The sequence below is a fragment of the Ruegeria sp. YTSA219 genome, from assembly GCF_059609985.1.
The window spans coordinates 199,801-221,729 of the sequence record NZ_JBXWMT010000007.1; the positions used below are offsets into that span (position 1 = coordinate 199,801).

General features: G+C 55.8%; 21 protein-coding genes, 1 tRNA gene and 1 pseudogene. 12 read left to right on the forward strand and 11 right to left on the reverse strand.

What is annotated here, in order from left to right; genetic code table 11:
• Window positions 1–10 precede the first annotated feature (10 nt).
• Together AC2FFB_RS12225 and AC2FFB_RS12230 are read right to left on the reverse strand one after the other, a co-directional pair.
• The gene (locus tag AC2FFB_RS12225; RefSeq protein ID WP_496874957.1) at window positions 11–1,165 is read right to left on the reverse strand and encodes a Gfo/Idh/MocA family protein; all 1,155 of its coding nucleotides are present in this window, start codon (window positions 1,163–1,165) and stop codon (window positions 11–13) included.
• Between the two features lie 12 nt (window positions 1,166–1,177).
• Window positions 1,178–1,906 carry an SDR family NAD(P)-dependent oxidoreductase gene (locus AC2FFB_RS12230; RefSeq protein ID WP_271946195.1) on the reverse strand — a complete coding sequence of 243 codons (729 nt, stop codon included), beginning with the start codon at window positions 1,904–1,906 and terminating at the stop codon, window positions 1,178–1,180.
• Window positions 1,907–2,083: 177 nt separating this feature from the next.
• Between AC2FFB_RS12230 and AC2FFB_RS12235 the strand changes: the two genes are divergently transcribed.
• From AC2FFB_RS12235 to AC2FFB_RS12255, 5 genes and pseudogenes are all read left to right on the forward strand, one after another.
• Window positions 2,084–3,112: a LacI family DNA-binding transcriptional regulator gene (locus AC2FFB_RS12235; RefSeq protein ID WP_281972354.1), complete on the forward strand. Its 1,029-nt coding sequence runs from the start codon at window positions 2,084–2,086 to the stop codon at window positions 3,110–3,112.
• A 76-nt stretch (window positions 3,113–3,188) separates the two neighbouring features.
• The gene (locus AC2FFB_RS12240; protein ID WP_496874958.1) at window positions 3,189–4,349 is read left to right on the forward strand and encodes a fatty acid desaturase family protein; all 1,161 of its coding nucleotides are present in this window, start codon (window positions 3,189–3,191) and stop codon (window positions 4,347–4,349) included.
• A complete protein-coding gene (locus tag AC2FFB_RS12245; protein ID WP_271946204.1) occupies window positions 4,349–4,660 on the forward strand; it encodes a MocE family 2Fe-2S type ferredoxin in 312 nt (103 codons plus the stop codon). The genes AC2FFB_RS12240 and AC2FFB_RS12245 overlap by 1 nt, the downstream gene beginning before the upstream one ends.
• 22 nt (window positions 4,661–4,682) lie before the next feature.
• A complete protein-coding gene (locus tag AC2FFB_RS12250; RefSeq protein ID WP_496874959.1) occupies window positions 4,683–5,732 on the forward strand; it encodes a hypothetical protein in 1,050 nt (349 codons plus the stop codon).
• 105 nt (window positions 5,733–5,837) lie between these two features.
• Window positions 5,838–6,382: pseudogene (locus AC2FFB_RS12255) on the forward strand (DDE-type integrase/transposase/recombinase).
• Between the two features lie 217 nt (window positions 6,383–6,599).
• On the opposite strand, the gene AC2FFB_RS12260 reads toward AC2FFB_RS12255, so the two are convergent.
• From AC2FFB_RS12260 to AC2FFB_RS12295, 8 genes are all read right to left on the reverse strand, one after another.
• The gene (locus AC2FFB_RS12260) at window positions 6,600–7,697 is read right to left on the reverse strand and encodes a M56 family metallopeptidase (protein WP_496874960.1); all 1,098 of its coding nucleotides are present in this window, start codon (window positions 7,695–7,697) and stop codon (window positions 6,600–6,602) included.
• Window positions 7,684–8,079: a BlaI/MecI/CopY family transcriptional regulator gene (locus AC2FFB_RS12265; RefSeq protein ID WP_142634715.1), complete on the reverse strand. Its 396-nt coding sequence runs from the start codon at window positions 8,077–8,079 to the stop codon at window positions 7,684–7,686. The genes AC2FFB_RS12260 and AC2FFB_RS12265 overlap by 14 nt, the downstream gene beginning before the upstream one ends.
• 65 nt (window positions 8,080–8,144) lie before the next feature.
• Window positions 8,145–8,549, reverse strand: a complete 405-nt coding sequence (locus AC2FFB_RS12270) for a DUF2160 domain-containing protein (protein ID WP_281972348.1) — start codon at window positions 8,547–8,549, stop codon at window positions 8,145–8,147.
• A gap of 8 nt (window positions 8,550–8,557) precedes the next feature.
• Complete coding sequence (locus AC2FFB_RS12275) at window positions 8,558–9,355, reverse strand: carbohydrate ABC transporter permease (protein WP_142634711.1); 798 nt, start codon at window positions 9,353–9,355, stop codon at window positions 8,558–8,560.
• Window positions 9,352–10,215 (reverse strand): carbohydrate ABC transporter permease, encoded by an 864-nt coding sequence (locus AC2FFB_RS12280; RefSeq protein WP_142634709.1) that lies wholly within the window; start codon window positions 10,213–10,215, stop codon window positions 9,352–9,354. The genes AC2FFB_RS12275 and AC2FFB_RS12280 overlap by 4 nt, the downstream gene beginning before the upstream one ends.
• On the reverse strand, window positions 10,212–11,288 hold the full coding sequence (locus AC2FFB_RS12285) for an ABC transporter ATP-binding protein (protein ID WP_271946215.1): 1,077 nt from the start codon (window positions 11,286–11,288) through the stop codon (window positions 10,212–10,214). The genes AC2FFB_RS12280 and AC2FFB_RS12285 overlap by 4 nt, the downstream gene beginning before the upstream one ends.
• A gap of 1 nt (window position 11,289) precedes the next feature.
• Window positions 11,290–12,339, reverse strand: a complete 1,050-nt coding sequence (locus tag AC2FFB_RS12290; protein ID WP_142634705.1) for an ABC transporter ATP-binding protein — start codon at window positions 12,337–12,339, stop codon at window positions 11,290–11,292.
• Between the two features lie 62 nt (window positions 12,340–12,401).
• Entirely contained in the window at window positions 12,402–14,141 is a 1,740-nt protein-coding gene (locus AC2FFB_RS12295) for an ABC transporter substrate-binding protein (RefSeq protein ID WP_271946219.1), read from the reverse strand.
• 319 nt (window positions 14,142–14,460) lie between these two features.
• Here AC2FFB_RS12295 and AC2FFB_RS12300 point away from each other — a divergent pair, with 319 nt between their 5' ends.
• From AC2FFB_RS12300 to AC2FFB_RS12330, 7 genes are read left to right on the forward strand one after another with little or no spacing between them, the layout of a single operon-like run.
• A complete protein-coding gene (locus AC2FFB_RS12300; protein ID WP_496874961.1) occupies window positions 14,461–15,822 on the forward strand; it encodes a V-type ATP synthase subunit B in 1,362 nt (453 codons plus the stop codon).
• Entirely contained in the window at window positions 15,800–16,405 is a 606-nt protein-coding gene (locus tag AC2FFB_RS12305) for a V-type ATP synthase subunit D (RefSeq protein ID WP_496874962.1), read from the forward strand. Before AC2FFB_RS12300 ends, AC2FFB_RS12305 begins: the two co-directional genes overlap by 23 nt.
• Window positions 16,402–18,198: a V-type ATP synthase subunit I gene (locus AC2FFB_RS12310; protein WP_496874963.1), complete on the forward strand. Its 1,797-nt coding sequence runs from the start codon at window positions 16,402–16,404 to the stop codon at window positions 18,196–18,198. The genes AC2FFB_RS12305 and AC2FFB_RS12310 overlap by 4 nt, the downstream gene beginning before the upstream one ends.
• Window positions 18,195–18,638, forward strand: a complete 444-nt coding sequence (locus AC2FFB_RS12315; protein WP_281972343.1) for an ATP synthase subunit C — start codon at window positions 18,195–18,197, stop codon at window positions 18,636–18,638. The genes AC2FFB_RS12310 and AC2FFB_RS12315 overlap by 4 nt, the downstream gene beginning before the upstream one ends.
• Window positions 18,638–19,315: a hypothetical protein gene (locus tag AC2FFB_RS12320; RefSeq protein ID WP_496693897.1), complete on the forward strand. Its 678-nt coding sequence runs from the start codon at window positions 18,638–18,640 to the stop codon at window positions 19,313–19,315. The genes AC2FFB_RS12315 and AC2FFB_RS12320 overlap by 1 nt, the downstream gene beginning before the upstream one ends.
• 1 nt (window position 19,316) lies before the next feature.
• A complete protein-coding gene (locus AC2FFB_RS12325) occupies window positions 19,317–20,009 on the forward strand; it encodes a hypothetical protein (RefSeq protein WP_496874964.1) in 693 nt (230 codons plus the stop codon).
• Entirely contained in the window at window positions 20,006–21,847 is a 1,842-nt protein-coding gene (locus AC2FFB_RS12330; protein WP_496713166.1) for a V-type ATP synthase subunit A, read from the forward strand. Before AC2FFB_RS12325 ends, AC2FFB_RS12330 begins: the two co-directional genes overlap by 4 nt.
• Before the next feature lie 5 nt (window positions 21,848–21,852).
• Here AC2FFB_RS12330 and AC2FFB_RS12335 read toward each other — a convergent pair.
• Window positions 21,853–21,927 (reverse strand) — tRNA-Glu (locus AC2FFB_RS12335).
• Window positions 21,928–21,929 lie beyond the last annotated feature (2 nt).

A 21,929-nucleotide genomic window follows, 5' to 3' on the forward strand; every position in this document is an offset into this window, starting at 1 on the left:
GTCATCGCCCTCAAATCTCGCTCAAATCGACCCAGCGGCTCTCACTCGCCGACTTGACGACGGCTTCGCAGAACTGCATCTCGTAGTGGCCGTCCTCAAATGTCGCCCATGTGCTGCCTTGTTGCCGCCCGCCTGCGATGACGTCGGCATAGACCGCCCGGAAAAAGTTGAAGAATGAATCTGCGAACCCTTCGACATGCCCGGGCGGCAAGGTGGCGGCTGCGATCCCCAGACCGTTCATCAAGGTGAAGTCACGCATCAGGGTTTGGTTGGGCGCGTCACGATGCCCAATGAACAGATGATCAGGAGTTTCACTGTCCCAAGCCGCACTGGCATTTGCTCCGGCGATGTCCCATTGCAACGAGTTCTTTCGACCCATGTTCACCTGGGATGTGCTCATCACGGCCCGCGCTCCGTTCTCATATCGGATAAGGATCATCGCAGCATCGTCGGTGTCGATGTGCACAGTTTCGGTTTCGCCGGTTCCGCTGGTAAATGTCTCAACCGGGCCAAGAGGTTTCTGGCGTTTCGGAAGGAAGGTTGTCAGCTCAGCAAAGACAGAGGTCGCCTTCAACCCGGTGACGAAGCTGGTCAGGTCAACCCAGTGCGTTCCGATGTCACCAACTGATCGCAGCGCGCCGCCCATTTCGCTTTCTAGCCGCCAGTTCCAGTCGCTAGGTTTGGCAAGCCAGTCCTGATGGTAGTGCCCGGTAACAAAACGGATATCACCCAGATCCCCGGCCATGACCATGCCATGGGCTTGTTGGTTCAGCGGATAAAAGCGAATGTTGTAACAAACCGCTGCAATCTTGCCAGAAGCCTTGGCAAGGTCGACCATTTCGGCGCTTTCAGCGGATGTCATGGCAAGGGGTTTCTCGCAGATGACGTGTTTGCCCGCAGCCAGGATCGATTTCACCTGCGGATAATGTGCGTGATTAGGGGTCGTTACATGTACGACATCGACACTTTTATCCGCCAACAGATCCTCCAGAGAGTCATAGGCGCGGGCCACGCTCATTGCCCGCGCCCGTTCCCGTCCGCGCTCTGGCGATGACCCAAGAACACCTCTTACGTCCACGCCCAGACGCCGAAGCGCCTGAACGTGCACTGTTCCTATGAAGCCGGTCCCGATCACCGCAGCGCGGATTTTTGCGAAGTCACTCATCGTGCGCTCCTGTCAAACAACCGAATACCCTCCGTCCACGATCACGCAGGCACCGGTCACAAAGGCTGCCGCATCGGATGCGAGAAACAAGGCTGTTCCAGCGATATCTTCTGGGTGACCCCAGCGTGCCAAGGGTGTGCGTGCTTCTACAGCCGTTGAGAAACTGGCGTCTTTTCGGGCTTTCGCCGATTGCTCGGTCACGATGAACCCGGGCGCGATCGCGTTCACCCGAATACCGTCTTTGGCCCACGCAATCGCCAGTGATTTTGTTAGTTGTTCCACGCCGGCTTTTGACGCGCCATAGGCTGGGTTGAGCGGTGAACCAAAGCGCGCATACATGGAGGCAACATTTATGACGCGCCCTTTCGCAACCGAAAGGGCAGGGTGCAGCGCTTCGGCGCAGCGAAAAGACCCTGTTAGATTTACGTCCAACACGTGGGAGAAGAATTCGGGCGCCATTTCCTTGCCACGCTGTGTGACCGCAGCGCAATTGACTAAAACGTCAATATGGTCGCGTGTGCTTGCGAAATTGTAGACTTCGTGGGTGTCGGTTACATCCAGTTGAATGTAGTCAAACCGGGCGGCGTCCTCTTCGATGCATTGCGGTTCCACACCGGTAATCTCCACTGTGGCACCCGAGTCCTGGAATTCTTTTGCAATAGCGGCACCAATGCCGGCTCGGCTGGCACCGATCACCAGGACCTTTGCCCCGGCAAAGTCGAATGTGACCTTCGAAACCATCAAAGAACCCGGCTTTTGTTGCGTTTGAATTCGGATGCCATCAGTTTCCCTCGTTTGACGAAATCGCTACTGCAATCGATTACATTTTGGAAAATACCTACTTTCCAAATTTTGTAATCGATTACATAATCGGCATCACATGAGATTCGAGTCAAGCCAGAAATCGACTGCCAAGCAATGAGCAAGATACCCAAACCCGCCACAATACAGGACGTCGCACGTGTTTCGCAGGTGTCGACAGCCACTGTCAGTCGTGTTCTGTCCAATCCCGATCTGGTGTCAAAATCAACACGTGTTGCTGTTTTGGAAGCTATTCGCGAGACGGGATATCGCGTTAATCAGGCAGCCCGAAACCTGCGGATGAAAAGGGCGGGGGCCGTACTGATCCTTGTTCCCAACCTCGGCAAACCTTTCTATTCGGGCATACTTGCCGGTATCAGTGAGGGGTTTGCGGGCTCGGACTATGCAGTTCTGATTGCCGATACCGAAAGTAATCCGCTGCAGGAAGAAACTCTTGCCGGGTACTTTCGAGACGGCCGGATAGATGGCGCAATCTCTTTGGATGGTGGCATTCCTTCGACCGCACTTCAGCAATGCGTCACATACGGCGCCGGCGACCGCATAGTATTTTTGTGTGAATGGGTGGAAGGCGAGGCCTTTCCGGTGATTTCCAGCGACAACGCCGAAGGTGCGCGATTGGCGATCAGGCACCTGCATGATTTGGGCCACAAAAAAATCGCGCATGTTACCGGTCCCGACGGGAATGTTCTGACGACCGCTCGGCGTAAGGGCGTGGTCGAAGAACGGACACGCTTGGGGCTTCCAGCGCGGCCCGAGTGGATTATCAGAGGCGACTTTTCGCTGGAATCCGGACATGAGGCCGCCAGACGAATACTTGCGATGGATGAGCGCCCAACGGCGGTGTTCTGCGCTGCGGATATGGTTGCCTTTGGGTTGATTTCTGGGCTGGTCGCGGGTGGGTTGAAGGTGCCCGGTGACATTTCGGTTGTTGGTTTCGACGATATTGAAATGTCAGGATCTTATGTTCCGGCTCTGACAACAATCCGACAGGACCGACACCAACTGGGACGCCGTGCGGCAGAGGTTTTGCTGGGCCAGTTGGCGAACACTGGCAAAGCGCTTCCAATGAAATCAGCGCTTCCCGTAGAGCTTGTAACACGGGCGAGCTCTGCGCCGCCCAATTAGCGAAGTCAAAATTCAGGCGCCTTTGCTATAGTCAACGAAGAAGCGGGTGGCGCTGTGAGCGATGGAGAAAGGGGAAATGAGTAAGTCGACCATACCCATTGGCTCTGAACTCACTGTTCGGGATTATTCCCTGACTGGTGCGAATACGCGTCAAGCGATAGAAAACGGTCTGTCGGCCGCAGAGTGGTACCACAGCGATGTTCCTCGTAAGAAACTGAAATCGCTTATGAAGCGCAGGGATGCGCCGGCCATTCGTGACACAGTGATCTGGATCGCTTTGCACTTTGTATTTGCGGCTAGCGGGCTGTACTTCTGGGGTAGCTGGCTTTGCGTGCCTTTCTGGTTTGCATACGGTGTCGTGTATGGTTCGGCCTGCGACAGCCGTTGGCACGAATGCGGACACGGAACGGCGTTTCGAACCCGCTGGATGAACGACGTCGTGTACCACATCGCGTCCTTCCAGATTATGCGAAACCCGGTCAATTGGCGCTGGAGCCACGCTCGGCATCACACCGATACACTCATTGTTGGCCGCGATCCGGAAATAGCGTGGATGCACCCGATCAGCCTCGTCCTGAAAGCGCTTGCGTTTGTGGGGATTGTTGAAACGTGGACCTCGCTCAAAGTTCTGACGCGAAATGCGATGGGAAACTTGTCGCAAGAAGAGCGGGATTACATTCCGGAAAGCCAATGGCCCAAAGCGGTCCTTTGGGCGCGGATTCACATTGCAATCTACGTTGCCGTCTTGTTGATTTCATTTGTTTTGCTTGTCTCCGGGGCCGCATGGAAATCCCTGATCCCCATACTCTTAATCGGAGGTCCTCGGGTCTATGGGTGTTGGCATTTTGTAATGACGGGGTTGCTTCAGCATGGAGGGCTTGCGGAGAACGTTCTTGATCACCGTTTAAATTCACGTACACTTTATATGAACCCGATAAGCCGTTGGGTTTACTGGAACATGAATTACCATATTGAGCATCACATGTTCCCGATGGTTCCGTATTACTCTCTTCCAGCGCTTCATGATCTGATCAAGGATGATCTGCCGCCGCCGAATACTTCGATTTGGGACGGCTACAAAGAAATGATGGGTTCTGTCATGAAGCAGCGTGTTGACCCGAGTTACGCCATACGAAAGTCTCTCCCGCCGACGGCCCGCCCATATCGGGAACATTTTCACTTGGCAGTTCCGGATAGAAACACGGGGTTAGAAATCGGTGATCGAGGAGGAACGTAATGCCTTGGGTTGACGCATGCGCCGTAGACGATGTTGAGGAAGAAGATCTCATTCGTTGGGACCACGACGGTAGAACCTACTTGATTGTTCGCAGTTTGGACAATGAGTTCTATTGCACCGACGGCCTCTGTACACACGAACAAGTGCACTTATCGGACGGTCTGGTGATGGACAATGAGATAGAGTGCCCCAAGCATAATGGGCTATTCGACTATCGCACGGGCAAAGCTTTGAGGGCGCCCGTATGCGAAGATCTTCGCACCTACGAAACCAGAGTAGGAAATGGTCGCGTCATGGTATTGGTGGAATGATTTTTTGGGCTAGGAGTGGTTTGTGATCGAGCTGTCCGCAACAGGCATCCGGCTTTCATTCGATTTGCAGTTGGGGTTGATCGAGAGTTTCAGTGTGTACGACGGTAACGCTGAGATTTCACCACTACATCGCGCACCTTGGGTCGGCACAGACGAAGTTATGCCCGAAGGTATAGCTCCTCATTTGGAAAAACTCGGCGGTGATTTCTTCTGCGCCCCATTCGGGTCAACTGAGGGGACATCGCCGCTGCATGGGTGGCCAGCTAACTCTCGTTGGAGACTAGAAGAAAAGACCGACAGCTATTTGCGCGCTGAGCTCGACAGAACGGTCTATGGAGCTAGGCTGCAAAAAGAGATTACACTGCATCCTGAGCATCCATTCGTCTACCAGCGTCACACTTTCATTGGTGGCGACGGCACAATGCCGGTTGCAAATCACGCAAATGTATCCTTGCCCAATGGTGGGATCATCCATACCTCTCGAAAGCAGTGTTGGAGAACGCCTAAGGTTGAACAGGAAGTTGATCCGGCATTAGGCTATTCAGCGCTTAGATATCCGGCTGAAAGCCAAACGTTGGCGTCTTTTCCCGGGAAAGACCGCGAAGTGAATCTGTCAAACTACCCATGGTCTCCACAGAGTGAAGACTTTGTTGTTGGATTGGATTCGCCTGAAGAGAAATTGGGTTGGACCGCGGTAACTCGCCCGGTGGAGGGCGACATGTTCCTGTCGCTTAAATCGGCTCAGGCTTTGCCGATGACGATGTTGTGGCATTCGAACGGTGGTCGATACTATGCTCCTTGGTCGAGCCGCCACTTCGCCTGCCTTGGGGTTGAGGAGGGGGCCGCGTCGCCCATCCTGGGAAATGTCGAAAACAGTTTCCCCAACGATCGCGGCGTCATTCATCTAAACCCCGATCGCCAAGTTGAGGTTACACATGTCATCGGGGCGCTTCGTTGGCGTAGTGGAGCCAGGGTGATTGCAGTTGAAACTCTGGGAAACCAACTTTTGATCCGAGGTACAGAAAATCAGGAGATTCTTGTGCCATTCGATCCGCAAGCCCTGAACATTTGAACGGGTGGTGCAGGGGAAATTGGCTTGAGACAGGCAGGGCAGTTTCGTAGCTTCGCTTGATGACAAAAACGCTCACTTTTTCTCTGCTTCAAAACCAACCCTGAGATCATTCGTCTAGCAGTGATGGTGTACGTTCGATTCTGGTTGAATAGGTTTGGCCCTATCTGTGCCGCAGAAATTAGCCGAAAACGCATAAATCGGATGCGATGTTTCGCGAACTGGTGGCGGCATTTAAATAAGGTTATTGTTGAAGATCAACGGCAAGCAATATCACCTGTGGCGGGTAGCCGACCATGAAGGCGAGGTGCTGGAAATCTATTTCACGAAGCGCCGTGATCGTGTTGCGGCCCTTTTACACTTGAAGACAGCGATGAAACGATGGGGCCAGTCAGGTTTCGTCGTCACTGACAAGTCGCACTCTTACGACGCCGCGATGAAAGTCATTGGGAATGCGTTAGGACAAGAAACTGGCCGTTGGAAGAACAATCTTGCTGAGTATTCCCATCTTCCGTCGGCGAAAAGAACGTGCGATGCTCTGCTTCCGGCAAATGCGGTGTTTGCAAAAGTTTGCCGCAGACGACACTTCCGTCCATAGTCACTTCAATCATGAACGGCAGCTTTACTCACGCGACAAGTTCAAGCTCAGTTGAACCGCCGCTCTTTTGGTGTGGAGCCAATTTAGTTTCGCCTATTTTTCAGCTTTCTGAGTTAGACTGAGACTGGTTCGAATTTGCCTGACAGCACCGCCACTCAGCCTGTTTCACCAAGCAACCTGCGATTTCTTTCTTCTGCAAACGCGGATTGGCTTCGCTGCAAGAATATGCGTCGCGCTGCAGATCCTTCGAGAATATTTCCCACGAATAAGGGTCAGTTGCCCTGATTGCGGGCTTCCAACCGTTCAAGGTTCACAACGGTCGACAACATCAACCTGTCATGGCTCCAGTCGTCTACAGGCTGCAATGACGCAGCGCCTAACGCCAATGTCACAGCAAAAGCCGCGCTTAAGGCAAAGAACAGAGGGGGCATTGTGGGTTGAATTGCAGGGGCATCTGCCAGGGCAATCACACGTTGACGCAAGACGCGTTTGGCCTTGCCCCCTTTAACCAATGCCACGTTCAATACACGCGGGCTGCCGCGCATTACTGAATTGGAGCAATAGTTCAGCAGGCAGGACGTGTATTCGACCGCGTTGATTCCACGGCGCGAAACGACGGATTGATCGCAGGCCAGCTCGCGCAGCCGATCGAATTGAAACTTGAGAATCAGATATGCCGGGTTCCAGAATAGGAACGGCTGCAAAAGCTCGAACCCCAGTTCCCATTCAACATCGGCAGCCCTGACATGTTGCAGCTCGTGTGCAAGGGCAAACCGCATATCGCTGGGGGTGTTGAGCAGATGGCTGGGCAATACCACATGCCTGCGCCACAAACCGCGAACGGCGAAGGGGACTGTGACCCGGTCGGACAGGCGGATATCGACCTTTTCCGAGCTTCGCCACAGATAGCTGGAGCGCACAATGCCTCGGATTGCCAACCCGTCACGGATAATGCGCAGGATGCAGACCGCAGAATAGAGCGCCATTACCACCAAGATTGCCGATATAATCGGGTTTTCTCCTGAAAGGGTCTGTTCGATCCACCTTTGCCGGGTATTGAGCAGGGCCTCGAACTGGGTGGCGGGCATGGCGATATCGCCACGCAGATAGGCGGCAACGGCAAGATCCCCAATGGCGACCCCGCCTTCAACGGAATACATCGCCATGACCAAACCAGCCCCGATTGCCAAAAGGGGGCTGAGCAGTACGCAAAGACACAGAATTTTCAATGCGCGCAGCTGTGCAACAAACCCGTGTCGCATCTGCGTCATTGAAACCACGTATCTTGCCGCGATCCATACAATCGCTGCTAGGGCAAGAACCAGATTCAGTTCGAGAAATGCGTCGAGAACCGGTTTAACCGCTGTCATTTTGCAGTCTCCTCTCTACCAGTGCCCGAATATCCTCAAGATCTGCCTCGCTCAGACCGGCGTCATCTACCAACCGTGCAACCAGCGTGGCTGGTGTGTCATCGAACAAGGTTCGTGACAGGTTCTGCAGTGAGCGCGCCTGATACCTATCCTTTTCCAGAAGCGGCGTATAACTCAGGGTCTTGCCGTTTTTGCGACTTTCTACAAAGCCTTTTTCGTCAAGAATGCGAAGGATTGTGGCCCCTGACGTATAGGCCAGGTTCCGATCTGGTGGCAGCCGGTCCAGTACATCACGCACCGAGCCCTGACCCAGAGCCCAGAGTTCGTTCATGAACTCCAGTTCGACCTCGGTCAGCAGGTTTGTCGTCTTTTTCTTTCGCATTGATCCCAGTGCCGTCATTTTACCTGTGCCTGACAGACAAGCATCCTTTGATGGTTTCGCAAAGCTTAAACTTTCCAGAACACGAAAACGCCCCAGCCGATGGACAGGAACAGCGGTGTCCAGACCGGTTGCCCGACTAGCCCTAACCAGGCCAGAAAAATGTAAGCTGCCCCAAGCAATGTGATGAACAGCCGGTCGCCCAATGTGGTGGTCAAGCCCAGAACGCCGCGCCGTTCAATCCCGTCGCGGAATTTGAACCCTTCCAGCAGACCGATCAGCGCGATGGCTGAAAAGATGCCGACAAATACGGCCAGGGTCGCCGGTGTCCACGCCATCCAGAAATCCGGCCACAAGGGCGCGGTCCAGGAAAACTCTTTTTCTTCGGGCTGACCCACACTTCCCCACCCGGCCTGTGCTTGCGCCAAGGCCGAACCGGGGATCAGAAAGGGGATCAAAAGCAGTTTACGCATATCGAACCTCATACACGCCCCATCGCGAAACCACGCGCGATGTAGTTGCGGACAAACCAGATGACGATGGCGCCGGGGATGATGGTCAGCGTCCCGGCGGCGGCCAGCAGGCCCAATTCGTACCCGGCGCTGGACGCGGTTCGGGTCATTACGGCAGCGATGGGTTTGGCCTCGACCGCTGTCAGAGTCTTGGCCAACAGCATTTCGACCCATGAGAACATGAAGCAGAAGAATGCCGCGACGCCTACACCCGCTTTGATATTTGGCAGGAATATCGTGACGAAAAAGCGCGGAAAGGAATACCCGTCCACATAAGCGGTTTCGTCCAACTCTTTGGGGATGCCACGCATGAACCCTTCCAAAATCCACACCGCTAGCGGCACGTTGAACAGCGTATGCGCCAGCGCCACCGCCAGATAGGTGTCAAACAACTGAATTGACGAATAGAGCTGAAAGAACGGCAAGGCGAACACAGCAGCCGGTGCCATCCGGTTGGTCAGCAGCCAGAAGAACAACTGCTTGTCCCCTAGGAACCGATAGCGTGAGAACGCATAGGCCGCTGGCAGGGCTACACAGACGGAAAGTACCGTGTTCAGCGTCACATAGGTGATCGAGTTGATGTAGCCCCAATACCACGTCGGGTCTGTGAAGATCGTGATGTAATTTTCCAGCGTAAAGGTCTGCGGGAACAGAGAAAAGCCCGACAGGATCTCGTTCGTGGTCTTGAAGGACATCGCCACTAGCCAATAGATCGGCAACATCAGGAACGCGATATAGAGGATCGGGATGAGGGAGCGCTTTTTCATTCGGCGTCATCCTTTGTCATCAGAGTGTAGAAGACCCATGAGACCAGCAGTGTGATGGCGAAATAGATCAAGCTCATCGCAGCCGCAGGGCCAAGGTCGAACTGTCCCAGTGCGATCTTTACAAGATCGATCGACAGTAAGGTGGTCGAGTTTCCGGGACCCCCGCCAGTCAAAACGAAGGGTTCGGTGTAGATATTGAAACTGTCCATGAACCGCAGCAGGATGGCGATTGTCAGAACCGTCTTCATCTTGGGTAACTGGATATACCGGAACACTGACCACGGGCTTGCACCGTCGATCTTGGCCGCCTGATAATAGGCGTCCGGGATCGAAACCAGGCCCGCATAGCACAGTAGAACCACCAGCGAAGTCCAGTGCCAGACATCCATGATGATGACAGTGATCCAGGCCGACAGAGGCTGTTGGGTCATGTCATAGTTGATGCCCAAAACGTCATTTAGGAAGTATCCAAGCAGGCCGATCTTGGGCAGCGTAAAGATGTTCCACATCGAGCCCACCACATTCCACGGTATCAGCATCGGCAGGGCCATCAGAACCAGACAGACCGGCACCCAAAAGCCTTTACGCGGCATGGATAGCGCGACGATGATGCCCAAGGGCACCTCGATGATCAGGATCATGAAGGTAAACAGGAACTGTCGCCCAAGTGCGGCCTGAAAACGGTCGGAGCGCAGGATCTGTTCGAACCATCCCAGCCCTTCCCAGAAGAACTGGTTATTGCCGAAGGTCTCCTGCACCGAGTAGTTGACTACCGTCATCATTGGCACCAGCGCGTTGAACGCAACCAGTGCCAGAACCGGCAGGACAAAGAACCATGCTCTTTGGTTTATTGTTCTCATTGGGCCCGCTCCTGCGTTGCGATCCAGCCGTCGCGATAGACGCGGGACTGCTCGGGTTTGAATTGCAGAAAGACCATCGAGCCTTGTTCGGGCGCATTGTGTTCGGTGACGGCCTTGATCGGTGTGTTCCCAACCATGGCACTGACCACGTAATGGCGCCCGATATCGGCTACTTTGGTGACATGTGCCGGTATGCCGGATTGGCCGAAGCCTACATATTCCGGGCGTATTCCTAGATCGGTGCGACCACCTTCACCATGGGTCGGACCTTCCAAGACCACCTCATGCCCTTCGAAAATAGCGCGATCGCCCTTGGTCTCGCAGGGCAAGACATTCATGCCGGGCGAGCCGATAAAGTGACCAACGAATGTATGCTGAGGCCGCTCGAACAGTTCAACCGGCGTACCAATCTGAACCACTTCACCATCCTGCATGACCACGACTTCATCAGCAAAAGTCAACGCCTCGGTCTGGTCGTGGGTGACGTAGATCATTGTGGCTTTTACGCGCTGGTGCAGCTCTTTCAACTTGGACCGCAGTTTCCATTTCAGATGCGGGTCGATCACGGTCAGCGGCTCATCAAACATCACCGCATTCACGTCATCGCGCACTAGTCCGCGCCCCATCGAGATTTTTTGCTTGTTGTCCGGGCTCAGGCCAGAGGCTTTGGTGCCCAGCATATCCGCGACATCCAGCATTTCGGCAATCTCATCAACACGCCGCTTGATGGTTGCCGCGTCAACGCCCCGGTTTTTCAGAGGAAAGGCTAGGTTCTCGCCTACGGTCATCGTGTCGTAGATCACTGGAAACTGAAAAACCTGCGCAATGTTGCGCTGATCAGGGGGCAGGGCGGTCACGTCGCGGTCATCAAACAGGATCTGCCCCTCGGAGGGTGTCAGCAGGCCCGAGATGATGTTCAGCAGCGTAGACTTGCCGCAGCCTGATGGCCCCAGCAGCGCATAGGCCCCACCATCGCGCCAAGTGACGTCGATTTCCTTCAGCGCATAATCCTCGGGGCCTTGCGGCGATGGCATATAGCTGTGTCGAAGGTTTGAAAGCTTGATCTGTGCCATGTCAGGCCACCCTTTTGCCGTCTTGGCCGAAATACCGGCAATGGGCCGGATTCATATAGAAACTATGGTCTTCGCCAACCTGATAGGGATGTACGCCCGCCGCCAATGAAACCCATGCGTCGTTCCCATGTTGGAAATGCGCACTGGAGTCAGATCCGGATAGCTCGGTCACGATCACACGCCCGGTCAGTTCTACATCTGCGTCCGATGTGCGGAATGGCGTCACGCGATGCGGGCGTACCGCAACTGTGTATTCACCGTCTGCGATGCCGGTGACGGCCCATCCACCGCCCCCTGCAAGTTGCGCCTGCGCACCCGAGACGGTGATATGCGCGACGTTGATGGGCGGATCCGAGAACACACGTGCGGCAGCGATGTTTTCCGGATTGCGGTAGATATCAGCGGTTGGCCCAAATTGGGTGACCCGGCCGTCTGCCATCAGAGCGGTATGACCACCGAGCAGCAATGCTTCTTCCGGTTCTGAAGTCGCATAGACCACAACGGCCCCGCGTCCGGCAAAAAGATCAGGAAGTTGCTCGCGTAGCTCTTCGCGCAGTTTGTAGTCCAGATTGGCAAGGGGTTCATCAAGGAACACGGCCCGGCTTTCCTTGGCAATCGCGCGGGCCAAAGCGGTGCGTTGTTGTTGTCCACCCGACAGCTCGTGCGGGCGGCGCTGCAACATCGGGCGCAGCTGCAGCAGATCAGCGGCCTCTTCCACGCGGCCTTCGATTTCGCTTTTCGCCATGCCTGCTACGCGCAGGGGCGAGGCAATGTTGTCGAAAACGCTCATATGGGGGTAATTGACGAAAAACTGGTGCACCAGACTGATCTTACGCTTCTGCGTATTCAGCCGGGTCACGTCCTGCCCGTCCATCAGGACCTTGCCTGCGGCGATCGGATCCAGTCCGGCCATCATCTTGATCAGTGATGTTTTCCCGGAACCGGTGGCACCCAGTAACACATTGAAATGGCCTGTTTGCAGCGTCAGATTCGTGGGTTTGATATGGATGACGTTGCCGACTCGTTTGGTCGCGTCTTGAAGTTCGATCATCTGGTGTTCTCTGGGGGTATTTGGGGGTAGGCCGGGTCTGAGCCCGGCCTACGAGTTTACGCTTACTGGGACTGCCAGCGCTGAACCAGTTCGTCATAGTTGACGGTCTGGCCTTGCGGCTTTTCGTTCTCCAGCTTGGCTTTTGGCGAACCCGGCTTTTCCAGCCAGAAGGACGCATCCTGCGGCTCGTTCAAGCGCGGACCACAACCGCCGTAGACACCAGCGCTTTCATCCGCGGCCTGCATCCGGCCCATTGTGATGTCCATCTCTTCGGCCAGACGATCCATCGCTTCTTGCGGAGTGAAGGCACCCGAGTTCACGTCACCGATCTGCTGCCACCAGATCTGGGCCAGCTTTGGATAATCCGGCACGTTGATGCCGGTCGGCGACCATGCCACGCGGTCAGGTGAGCGATAGAACTCGACCAAACCACCCAGCTTGGGCGCGCGTTCGGTGAACGACTCGTGGTTGACCGAGCTGTCGCGAATGAAAGTCAGACCCACATGGGACTTCTTCACGTCGACCGTCTTGGATGTCACGAACTGGGCATACAGCCAAGCCGCCTGAGCACGATCCGCAGGGGTCGACTTCAGGAAGGTCCAGGATCCCACGTCCTGATACCCAACCTTCTGACCATCTTCCCAATAGGGGCCATGCGGGCTCGGCGCCATCCGCCAAAGCGGTGTGCCTTCGTCGTCGACGGTGTTGTTGCCTTCGGACTTCGGCTTCACCATGTCGGCGGTAAAGGCGGTGTACCAGAAGATTTGCTGGGCCACGTTGCCTTGACTAAGCGCCGGCAGCGACTGGTAGAAGTCATAAGACGCGGCACCTGGAGGTGCATAGTTGCGCAGCCATTCGTCCCATTTGCGGATCGCATAGACCGCAGCTGGACCGTTCGCAGCACCGCCGCGCGACACAGAAGCGCCAACAGGGTTACAGGTGCCCGCTTCCATACGGATGCCCCATTCGTCAACGGGGATACCGTTCGGCTCACCCTTGTCGCCAGCACCAGCCATCGACAGCCACGCGTCGGTCATACGCCAACCCAGGTCAGGTGCGCGCTTGCCGTAATCCATGTGGCCATAGATCGCGGTACCGTCGACTTCTTTCACATCGTTGGTAAAGAAATCGGCGATGTCTTCGTAAGCGGACCAGTTGACCGGAACGCCCAGATCATAGCCGTACTTCTCTTTGAACGCGGCTTTGTTTGCCTCATCGTCGAACCAGTCCTTGCGGAACCAGTAGAGGTTCGCAAACTGCTGATCAGGCAGCTGATACAGCTTGCCATCCGGACCGGTGGTGAACTGAATGCCCATGAAGTCATCCAGATCCAGCGTCGGAGAGGTCGTGCCCGCCCAGTCGCCACCCATCATGTCGGTCAGCGGATACGCCAACTGCAGACGCGAGTGGGTGCCGATCAGGTCACTGTCGTTCACGTAGCCGTCATACAGGTTCCGACCTGTTTGCAGCTGGGTTTGAACGGCTTGAACTACTTCGCCTTCACCCAGAATCTGGTGATTGACCTTGATGCCGGTAATTTCTTCGAACGCCTTGGTCAGAACCTCAGATTCGTAAGAGTGCGTAGGGATGCCTTCGGACAGGACGTTGATTTCCATGCCATTGTAAGGCTGTGCAGCTTCGATGAACCATTGCATCTCAGCCATCTGTTCGTCTTTCGACAGGGTTGATGGCTGGAATTCGTCGTCGATCCAGCGTTGTGCTGCGGCTTCGTCGGCCCAAACGGGACCGTGCCCCGCAATGACGGCAGCCGCCGCCACTGCGGAAAGTAGATGTCTCCGCATCTGTTTCCTCCCAAAGATAATGTGATCCGGCGCAGACCGGATGACGATCAGCATCAGCGATTTGCCTCCTGCGTGTCAAACTAAATTTTTAGTAATTGAGGTGATGGCAGGGATAAATTTCTGAAAATGAATTGATTTATATCATGTTTTAAAGCACCATTTGCCCATTAATTTCAGTTCGCAGACCCCTTGAATGCAGGGTCGCGCGCGTGGTTTTTCGGCAGACGCTGTGATGTGGGTCCATTTGAAAAGCAGACTTTTGTGACCGTTTGCTGCACGATTTGAGTTCAATCAAGTTTTCAGGCTAAGAGGATCAGCAATGTCCCGATGTCTTCTGAAATTTACCCGCGTTCTCGAGATCGTGGGGGATACGCTAAAGATAAAAGTTCCGAGTGACGGGTCCGCTGACGCGACGGTGCGTTTCAACGATCTGGCCGTGATCGAAACGGTCGATGGGCACAGAACGCTGGCGCAAGTCATCTTCATCGACCGCGATGTGATAACCTTGCAAGCGTTCTCGGGTACCAAGGGGATTTCGACCGAGGCGACAGCAACGTTCCTTGGTCATCCGATGCAAACCCCGTATTCGGCCAATATTCTGGGCCGGGTGTTTGACGGCGCAGGCGAGGCGATTGACGGCGGTCCGGACTTGTCTGCCGAACCGCGCATCGACATTGGGGGACCGACGGTGAACCCGGTTGAGCGGTCGGTTCCCAACAAGATGATTCGCACGGATGTGCCGATGATCGACGTGTTCAATACACTGGTCGAAAGCCAGAAGATCCCAATTTTTTCGGTATCCGGCGAGCCGTTCAACGCGTTTCTCAGCCGCATCGGCATTCAGGCGGATGCGGATATTGTTGTGTTTGGCGGGCTAGGGCTGATTTTTGACGACTACCACACGTTCAGAACCTCGTTCGAGGATGCGGGCGTGTTCTCGCGGACCGTGATGTTCGTCAATCAGGCCATGGACCCGTTGGTCGAACGCCTGCTGGTGCCGGATATGGCGCTGGCCGTTGCCGAGAAATTCGCTGTGGAAGAGGGCAAGCGTGTTCTGGTCCTGCTGACGGATATGACCGCCTATGCCGATGCGATGAAAGAGGTTGGGATCAGTCAGGAACGCGTCCCATCGCAGCGTGGATATATGGGCGATCTCTACTCGCAACTGGCACGACGGTATGAGAAAGCTTGCGACTATGCCAAGGGTGGATCGGTTACTGTGCTGACTGTCACAACCATGCCCGGGAATGACGTGACCCATCCGGTCCCGGACAACACCGGGTATATCACTGAAGGCCAGTTTTACCTGCATTCCGGGGTGATCGACCCGTTCGGCAGTTTGTCGCGCCTCAAGCAGAATGTAATCGGCAAAACCACACGCGAAGACCACGGCCAGATCATGAACACGATGATCCGGTTCTATTCCGAAAGCCGAGATGCTGCGCAGAAACAGGCCATGGCGTTTGACCTATCGGATTATGACAACCAGTTGCTGAAATTCGGCGCTTTGTTCCGTAAACGCTTTATGGACATCAACGTCTCGATCCCGCTGGAGGATGCGCTAGATCTGGGATGGAAGACACTAGCTGAATGCTTTGCCCCCGAGCAGTTGCTGATGAAGCAGGATCTGATCGACAAATACTTCCCAAAGGATGCACATGGCGCGGTTGCAGCTGAATAAATCGTCGCTTGCACGCGAGCAGACGCAGCTGAAAAGCTATGAGCGGTTCTTGCCGTCTCTGGACCTGAAGCGTCAGCAACTGATGGCTGAACGGGCCAAGGCACGTAAAAATGTGCAGTACCTGCAGGAGGAGGTGACGCGCTTGGCACAGCAGGTCGGGGAAAAGCTGCCCATGCTGGCGCAACAAGGTGTCGACCTGGAAGGGTTGGTCGAACTAAAGGATTACCGGCTGAAGAAGGTCAACGTGGTTGGCGTTACCATGCCCGATCTGGACCGGATCGAGGTCGCGGTACGTCCGTATTCCCTTTTGGCCAAGCCACATTGGGTGGATGCAGTGGCGCGTTTGTTGCATGACATGATCGAAGCTCGATTGCGCGTGAAAGTGGCCGAAGAAAGGGTCAGGATTTTTGACAAATCAGTGGCCACGATCACCCAGCGCGTCAATCTGTTCAAGAAAGTGTTGATCCCGCGCGCCAGGGCCAACATCAAGAAAATCCGCATCTATCTGAGCGATGAACAGATGCAATCCGTTGTGCGCTCGAAAATCTCCAAACGCAAACATGCGAAGGAGGTTGCGGCATGAGTGTTGCAAGGCTGAAAAAACTGTCTTTGGTCGGCCGCGCCGCGAACAAGGGGGACACTCTGGGCGCGCTGCAGACATTGGGATGCATGCATGTTTTACCTTTGGCACCGCCGCCGGCAGAGCCAGAGCGGATCAACGAGCGTGGAGCCCGAGATGCGTATAAAGCATTGCGGTTTTTGAAGGAATCGTCGGAAACGCGCCGTCAGGTTCGGCGCGATTCTGGTTTTGATATGGACCAGTTCGTCGGTGAAGTCCTGGACTTGATGCAGCGCATAAGGGATATGACCGACCACCGGGATTTTTTGGCCCACCGGATCGCTCAGGTGCGCCCGTGGGGAGATCTGGATTTTCCGCCGAGTGATGTGTTGGCAGGCAACCGGCTTTGGTTCTATCAACTGCCGCTAAAACACCGTGAGGCACTGGCGGAGCTTCAGTTGCCCTGGGCCATCCTGCAAGAGGATCACCGGTTTCTCTACGCCGTTCTGATCGCCCCGGAAGATCCCGAAGACGACATCCTTCCAGTGCCGCGCACCCATACGGGTTCGTTGCCCATTCACGAGCTTGAAGCTCAGCTGGAAGAGGCCGAAATCGCCATTGAGGCGCTGGAAGCCGAGCGTATCGGGCAGACCCGTTTTCTGACGTTGATGCGGCGTAATCTTGCCGCCGCCGAAAGCGCAGCCGAACTGGCCCATGCCACGCAAAAGGTCCGCGACGAAGGCGAAGTGTTTGCCCTGCAGGGTTGGGTGCCCAGCGATCAGGTCGAGGCTGTCCTGGACATGGCCAATTCGCAGAACGCCGCTGTTTTGATCGAAGACCCGGGCCCGAACGAGATACCTCCGACGCTGCTTGAGCAGCCGGAAAATCGCAGTGCAGCGGTAGACCTTGCCCTGTTCTATCAGGTTCCTGGGTACCGAGAATGGGACCCCAGCATAATCGTGTCCGTCTCGTTCGCGATCTTCTTTGCGATGATCGTTGCGGATGCCGGCTATGGCCTGGTTATCCTGCTGGGGCTGTTGGCCTTCTGGAAACGTCTTGACAATACACCAGCGAAAAGATCGTGGCGGCTTTATGGTCTGATCATTTCGGGCGCGACGGTCCTGTACGGGATTTTGGTTGGAAGCTATTTTGGCGCTTCCCCGGCCTCGAGCACGATCTGGGGGAAACTCAAGCTGTTGGACCTGAACAATTTCGACTCGATGATGATGATTTCAATCGTGGTCGGCGTTCTGCACCTGATATTGGCGAATGCGCTTGCAGCACGCGCGTCTTGGGGGCGGCGCAGTTCCGTTGCCAATCTTGGCTGGATCGCGGTGTTGATCGGCGGGTTCATACTGTGGCTGAGCTATATGAAAGGGGGACCCACAGCACCGGGTGCTGCGATCATGATCGCAGGCGCTTTGGCGATCCTTCTGTTCACCAGCGAGCGCGAGATTGCCAAACCGTCAGACTGGCTTTGGCGCCTTATAGAAGGGGTACAGGGGTTGGCCGGGGCGATGGGCGCCTTTGGAGATGTTCTTAGCTATATGCGCCTGTTTGCACTGGGATTGGCCTCGGCCTCACTGGCGATCACGTTCAACGATCTGGCGGTCTCGGTGATGCAGTCCCTGAAAGGGCTGGGCCTTCTGTTTGGCGTGCTGATCCTGATCGCCGGGCATTTCCTCAATTTCGCGCTCGCCATGATGAGTGGCGTCGTTCACGGATTACGTCTCAATTACATCGAATTCTTTAAATGGGGTCTGCCGGATGAAGGCATCGTCTTTCGCCCGTTCGCCCGCAAGGAGGTTCAGGAATGAATGAGCTTGTACTTACATTGGGCTGGTTGGGAATCTATGCCCCCATGGCGCTGGGCGCCGCAGCAAGCGCGATTGGCTGTTCCATTGCTGGACAGGCCAGTATCGGAGCGATGACGGAAACCGAAGGCGGGTATGGCCGGTTCATCGGCGTGTCGGCCTTTCCCTCGACCATGGTGATCTACGGCATTGTCATCATGTTCACGCTGAACCGCGATGTGACGCCTGAAAATGCAGGCGGGCTGTTCGGGATCGGCATTCTGTCGGGCATCGCCTTGATGTATTGCGGCATCTGGCAGGGAAGGGCCTGTGCTGCAGCGATCAACGCAACCAAGGAAAAGCCCGAGATTTTTGGCCTGGCACTTGCGCCGGCTGCAATCATTGAGGGCTTTGGCGTATTTGCCTTTGTCTTTGCTTTGGTCATCAGCGCGGGGATTAGCTGATGGCACAGGACGGGATTATTTCGCATGGGGTGGATGCGCTGATCGACAAGCTGCGCAGCGATGGTGTGGCTGCCGGTCAGGCCGATGCAGACAAGCTGCGCGCTGAAGCCAAAGCCGAGGCGGCCAAAATTCTTGCCGATGCCAAGCGCGACGTAGATGAGTATCGGAAAAAGGCCCGTGCCGAGGCGGATAATTATCGCACAGCCGGAGAAGAGGCGCTGAATACAGCGATGCGTGATGCGGTGCTTACAATGAAGGCCGGTCTGACAGATCGATTCCGCAAGGATGTTGAACGGCTGGTCACCCAAGAAATGACTGATCCTGAACTGCTGAAACAAATGATCCTTGAAGTCGTCGGTCGCGCCGCGTCAGACGCCAGACTGGAAGGGCCCGCGCAGGTCATACTGCCTCCCAGGGTCGCCACTCAGGATGACATCAAACAGAACGCCGATGATATTCAGTCGGGAAAGCTGACGCGTTACGTTCTGGGACTGACGGCTGAAATGCTGAAGGAACAGGTTGAGCTGCACAGCGCGGATGACACCCAGAATGGCATCCGCATCCGGGCTGATGAACAGGGGGTTGTTCTGGATCTGACCGATAAGGCCGTCGCCTCGTTGTTGATGGAACATTTGCAGCCGCGCTTTCGTGCCGTTTTGGAAGGTGTGATCCGGTAACATGTCGGACCCTGACGCCTATATCGCGCTGATCAGCAGCCTGCCGGGCTCGGAACGGTTGTTCATCGCCAAACAACCTCCGCTGTCGCGGCTCAGGCTGGACCGGCGATTGCGGGTGCTGACACCAGCGGATGCGCGGGTTCTGGAGGTAATGGAACACGCTCTGAACTGGAACAACTATGATATGTACGTCTCGGATGCACAGACCATTGAGCGATGCAAAGAAGCGCTCCGGCACATTCCACAACCGACCTTGCGCAAGCTGTTCATGGAACGGATGGATTTGAGGACTGCGGTTGCCGCGCTGCGCCTGCGCAAACAGGGGGGTGCTGCACCTAGTGGCGTCTATGGCATTGGACGCTGGAGCCGACACATTCCAGCCAACTGGGGCGACCCTGCCTTTCGGCTGGAAACCCCAATGCCCTGGATCAAAGAAGCCAAACACTTGCTGGATGTCGATGACCCCCTGGGGCTTGAACGGTTGCTTTTGTCGGTCAGCCATATGCAACTGAAACGCTACGCCGCGCGCCATCTGTTCGATTTCGAAGCCGTGGCGATTTATGTTCTGATCTGGAATATTTTTGATCGCTGGGCGCAAAGCAATGCGCGTGACGCGGCAACGCGCTTTGAGAAACTGGCGCAACACGCCATGGCAAGTGCGATCGACTTGGATTTTGAGGGAGTAAGCGCATGACAGCCCCAACCTCCGCCACGCAGACCTCTACTGCCCGCGTCGTCTCGGTACAGGAAGGGCTGGTACAAATTCAGGCGAACCCTGATGCCACAGGCCATCCCGGACAGCTGGTCAAGAATGAGGTCGTTTTCATTCTGCCCACGCGGCCCGGCCCCGGTGGACGTCAGGAACGTCTGAAAGCCGAAGTGTTACGGGTGCGGGGCGACACTGCCGATGTGCAGGTTTACGAAAGCACTGATGGCGTCGCCGTGGGCGACCCGGTCGAACAATCCGGGCAGCTGCTCTCGGTCGAACTTGGTCCTGGGCTGTTGGGGCAGGTGTTTGACGGCTTGCAGTCGCCTTTGGCCAAAGTGGCGGCAGAATTCGGAATCTTTCTGCCGCGTGGGGCGGACGTTGCGCCGCTGGACACTCAGGCAAAGTGGTCGTTTACCCCATCGGTCAAGGTGGGCGACACGGTCACAGCAGGCGACAGCATCGGGGCGGTGCCCGAGGGGCATTTCACCCATAAGATCATGCTGCCCTTTAATTGGGTTGGGGACTACAAAGTCATTTGGGTTCAGAAGGGTGCGGCCATGATCCATGATATCGTCGCGCGGCTTGAAGATGCACAGGGGGGTGAGCACACGCTGACCCTGTCGCAGAAATGGCCGGTACGGCGGGCTTTGCCGGAAAACGTTCTGAAACGCACCTTGTCCGAGCGGCTCTATCCAACCGAACCTGTCCTGACCTCTCAGCGCCTGATCGACACGTTCTTTCCGATAGCCCGCGGTGGGACGGCCTGTATTCCCGGTCCGTTCGGCGCAGGCAAGACGGTGCTGCAGAACCTGATTGCACGCAACGCCAAGGTGGACATCGTGATCGTGGTGGCCTGTGGTGAACGCGCGGGTGAGGTTGTCGAGACGATTGCGGAATTCCCGAAGATGACCGACCCGACCACTGGCGGCAGTCTGATGGACCGGACGATCATCATCTGCAACACCTCCTCGATGCCCGTAGCCGCGCGCGAGGCGTCTATATTCACCGGGATCACCCTGGGCGAATATTACCGCCAGATGGGGTACGACGTGCTGCTGATTGCGGACAGTACCAGCCGCTGGGCTCAGGCCATGCGCGAGACCTCCGGCAAGCTCGAAGAAATTCCGGGGGAAGAGGGCTTTCCCGCCTATCTCGAAAGCTCGATCAAGGGGTTGTACGAACGCGCCGGAGCGATGAAGACCAATGATGGGGACACCGGCAGCCTGACCCTGATCGGGACCGTCTCACCCGCAGGTGGCAACTTTGATGAACCGGTCACGCAATCGACGCTGTCCACGGTGAAGTGTTTCCTCGGCCTGTCGTCCGAACGCGCCTACAAGCGGTTCTATCCCGCGGTCGATCCGATGCTCAGCTGGTCGCGTTATCTGGAACAGCTCTCGGACTGGTACGACACCAACGCCGAGGCCGGATGGACGGGCAAAGTACGCGACTTGCTGGCATTGATCGAAAGGGGTGAGCAGGTTGACCAGATGATGCAGGTGACCGGCGAGGAAGGGGTCACGATCGAGGATTTTGTGACTCAGCAAAAGGCGCTGTTTGTCGACATGGTCTATCTGCAGCAGGATGCCTTTGACCCGGTGGATGCGTCGGTTCCGCTAGAGCGTCAGAAGATGACGTTCAAACTGGTCTATGGCGTCACTCAATCCACCGCGCAGTTCACCGACAAGGCCGAGGTGCGCCAGGTCTTCACTCAGCTTACGGGATTGATGAAGAACTTCCACTATGCCGCCGAAAACACGCCGGAATTCAAATCTGTCTGGGGACAGGTGCAGGCCCTGTGTCAGGAAAAGTTCGGTGTGTGAAGAAATGGTAGCCCGTAGGGGAATCGAACCCCTCTTTCCAGGTTGAAAACCTGGCGTCCTAACCGATAGACGAACGGGCCAC

Bases quoted from the DNA above. Each gene is read 5' to 3' on its own strand.
- AC2FFB_RS12225 (WP_496874957.1), bottom strand. From the start codon at position 1,165: ATGAGTGACTTCGCAAAAATCCGCGCTGCGGTGATCGGGACCGGCTTC.
- AC2FFB_RS12230 (WP_271946195.1), bottom strand. From the start codon at position 1,906: ATGGTTTCGAAGGTCACATTCGACTTTGCCGGGGCAAAGGTCCTGGTG.
- AC2FFB_RS12235 (WP_281972354.1), top strand. From the start codon at position 2,084: ATGAGCAAGATACCCAAACCCGCCACAATACAGGACGTCGCACGTGTT.
- AC2FFB_RS12240 (WP_496874958.1), top strand. From the start codon at position 3,189: ATGAGTAAGTCGACCATACCCATTGGCTCTGAACTCACTGTTCGGGAT.
- AC2FFB_RS12245 (WP_271946204.1), top strand. From the start codon at position 4,349: ATGCCTTGGGTTGACGCATGCGCCGTAGACGATGTTGAGGAAGAAGAT.
- AC2FFB_RS12260 (WP_496874960.1), bottom strand. From the start codon at position 7,697: ATGACAGCGGTTAAACCGGTTCTCGACGCATTTCTCGAACTGAATCTG.
- AC2FFB_RS12265 (WP_142634715.1), bottom strand. From the start codon at position 8,079: ATGCGAAAGAAAAAGACGACAAACCTGCTGACCGAGGTCGAACTGGAG.
- AC2FFB_RS12270 (WP_281972348.1), bottom strand. From the start codon at position 8,549: ATGCGTAAACTGCTTTTGATCCCCTTTCTGATCCCCGGTTCGGCCTTG.
- AC2FFB_RS12275 (WP_142634711.1), bottom strand. From the start codon at position 9,355: ATGAAAAAGCGCTCCCTCATCCCGATCCTCTATATCGCGTTCCTGATG.
- AC2FFB_RS12280 (WP_142634709.1), bottom strand. From the start codon at position 10,215: ATGAGAACAATAAACCAAAGAGCATGGTTCTTTGTCCTGCCGGTTCTG.
- AC2FFB_RS12285 (WP_271946215.1), bottom strand. From the start codon at position 11,288: ATGGCACAGATCAAGCTTTCAAACCTTCGACACAGCTATATGCCATCG.
- AC2FFB_RS12290 (WP_142634705.1), bottom strand. From the start codon at position 12,339: ATGATCGAACTTCAAGACGCGACCAAACGAGTCGGCAACGTCATCCAT.
- AC2FFB_RS12295 (WP_271946219.1), bottom strand. From the start codon at position 14,141: ATGCGGAGACATCTACTTTCCGCAGTGGCGGCGGCTGCCGTCATTGCG.
- AC2FFB_RS12300 (WP_496874961.1), top strand. From the start codon at position 14,461: ATGTCCCGATGTCTTCTGAAATTTACCCGCGTTCTCGAGATCGTGGGG.
- AC2FFB_RS12305 (WP_496874962.1), top strand. From the start codon at position 15,800: ATGGCGCGGTTGCAGCTGAATAAATCGTCGCTTGCACGCGAGCAGACG.
- AC2FFB_RS12310 (WP_496874963.1), top strand. From the start codon at position 16,402: ATGAGTGTTGCAAGGCTGAAAAAACTGTCTTTGGTCGGCCGCGCCGCG.
- AC2FFB_RS12315 (WP_281972343.1), top strand. From the start codon at position 18,195: ATGAATGAGCTTGTACTTACATTGGGCTGGTTGGGAATCTATGCCCCC.
- AC2FFB_RS12320 (WP_496693897.1), top strand. From the start codon at position 18,638: ATGGCACAGGACGGGATTATTTCGCATGGGGTGGATGCGCTGATCGAC.
- AC2FFB_RS12325 (WP_496874964.1), top strand. From the start codon at position 19,317: ATGTCGGACCCTGACGCCTATATCGCGCTGATCAGCAGCCTGCCGGGC.
- AC2FFB_RS12330 (WP_496713166.1), top strand. From the start codon at position 20,006: ATGACAGCCCCAACCTCCGCCACGCAGACCTCTACTGCCCGCGTCGTC.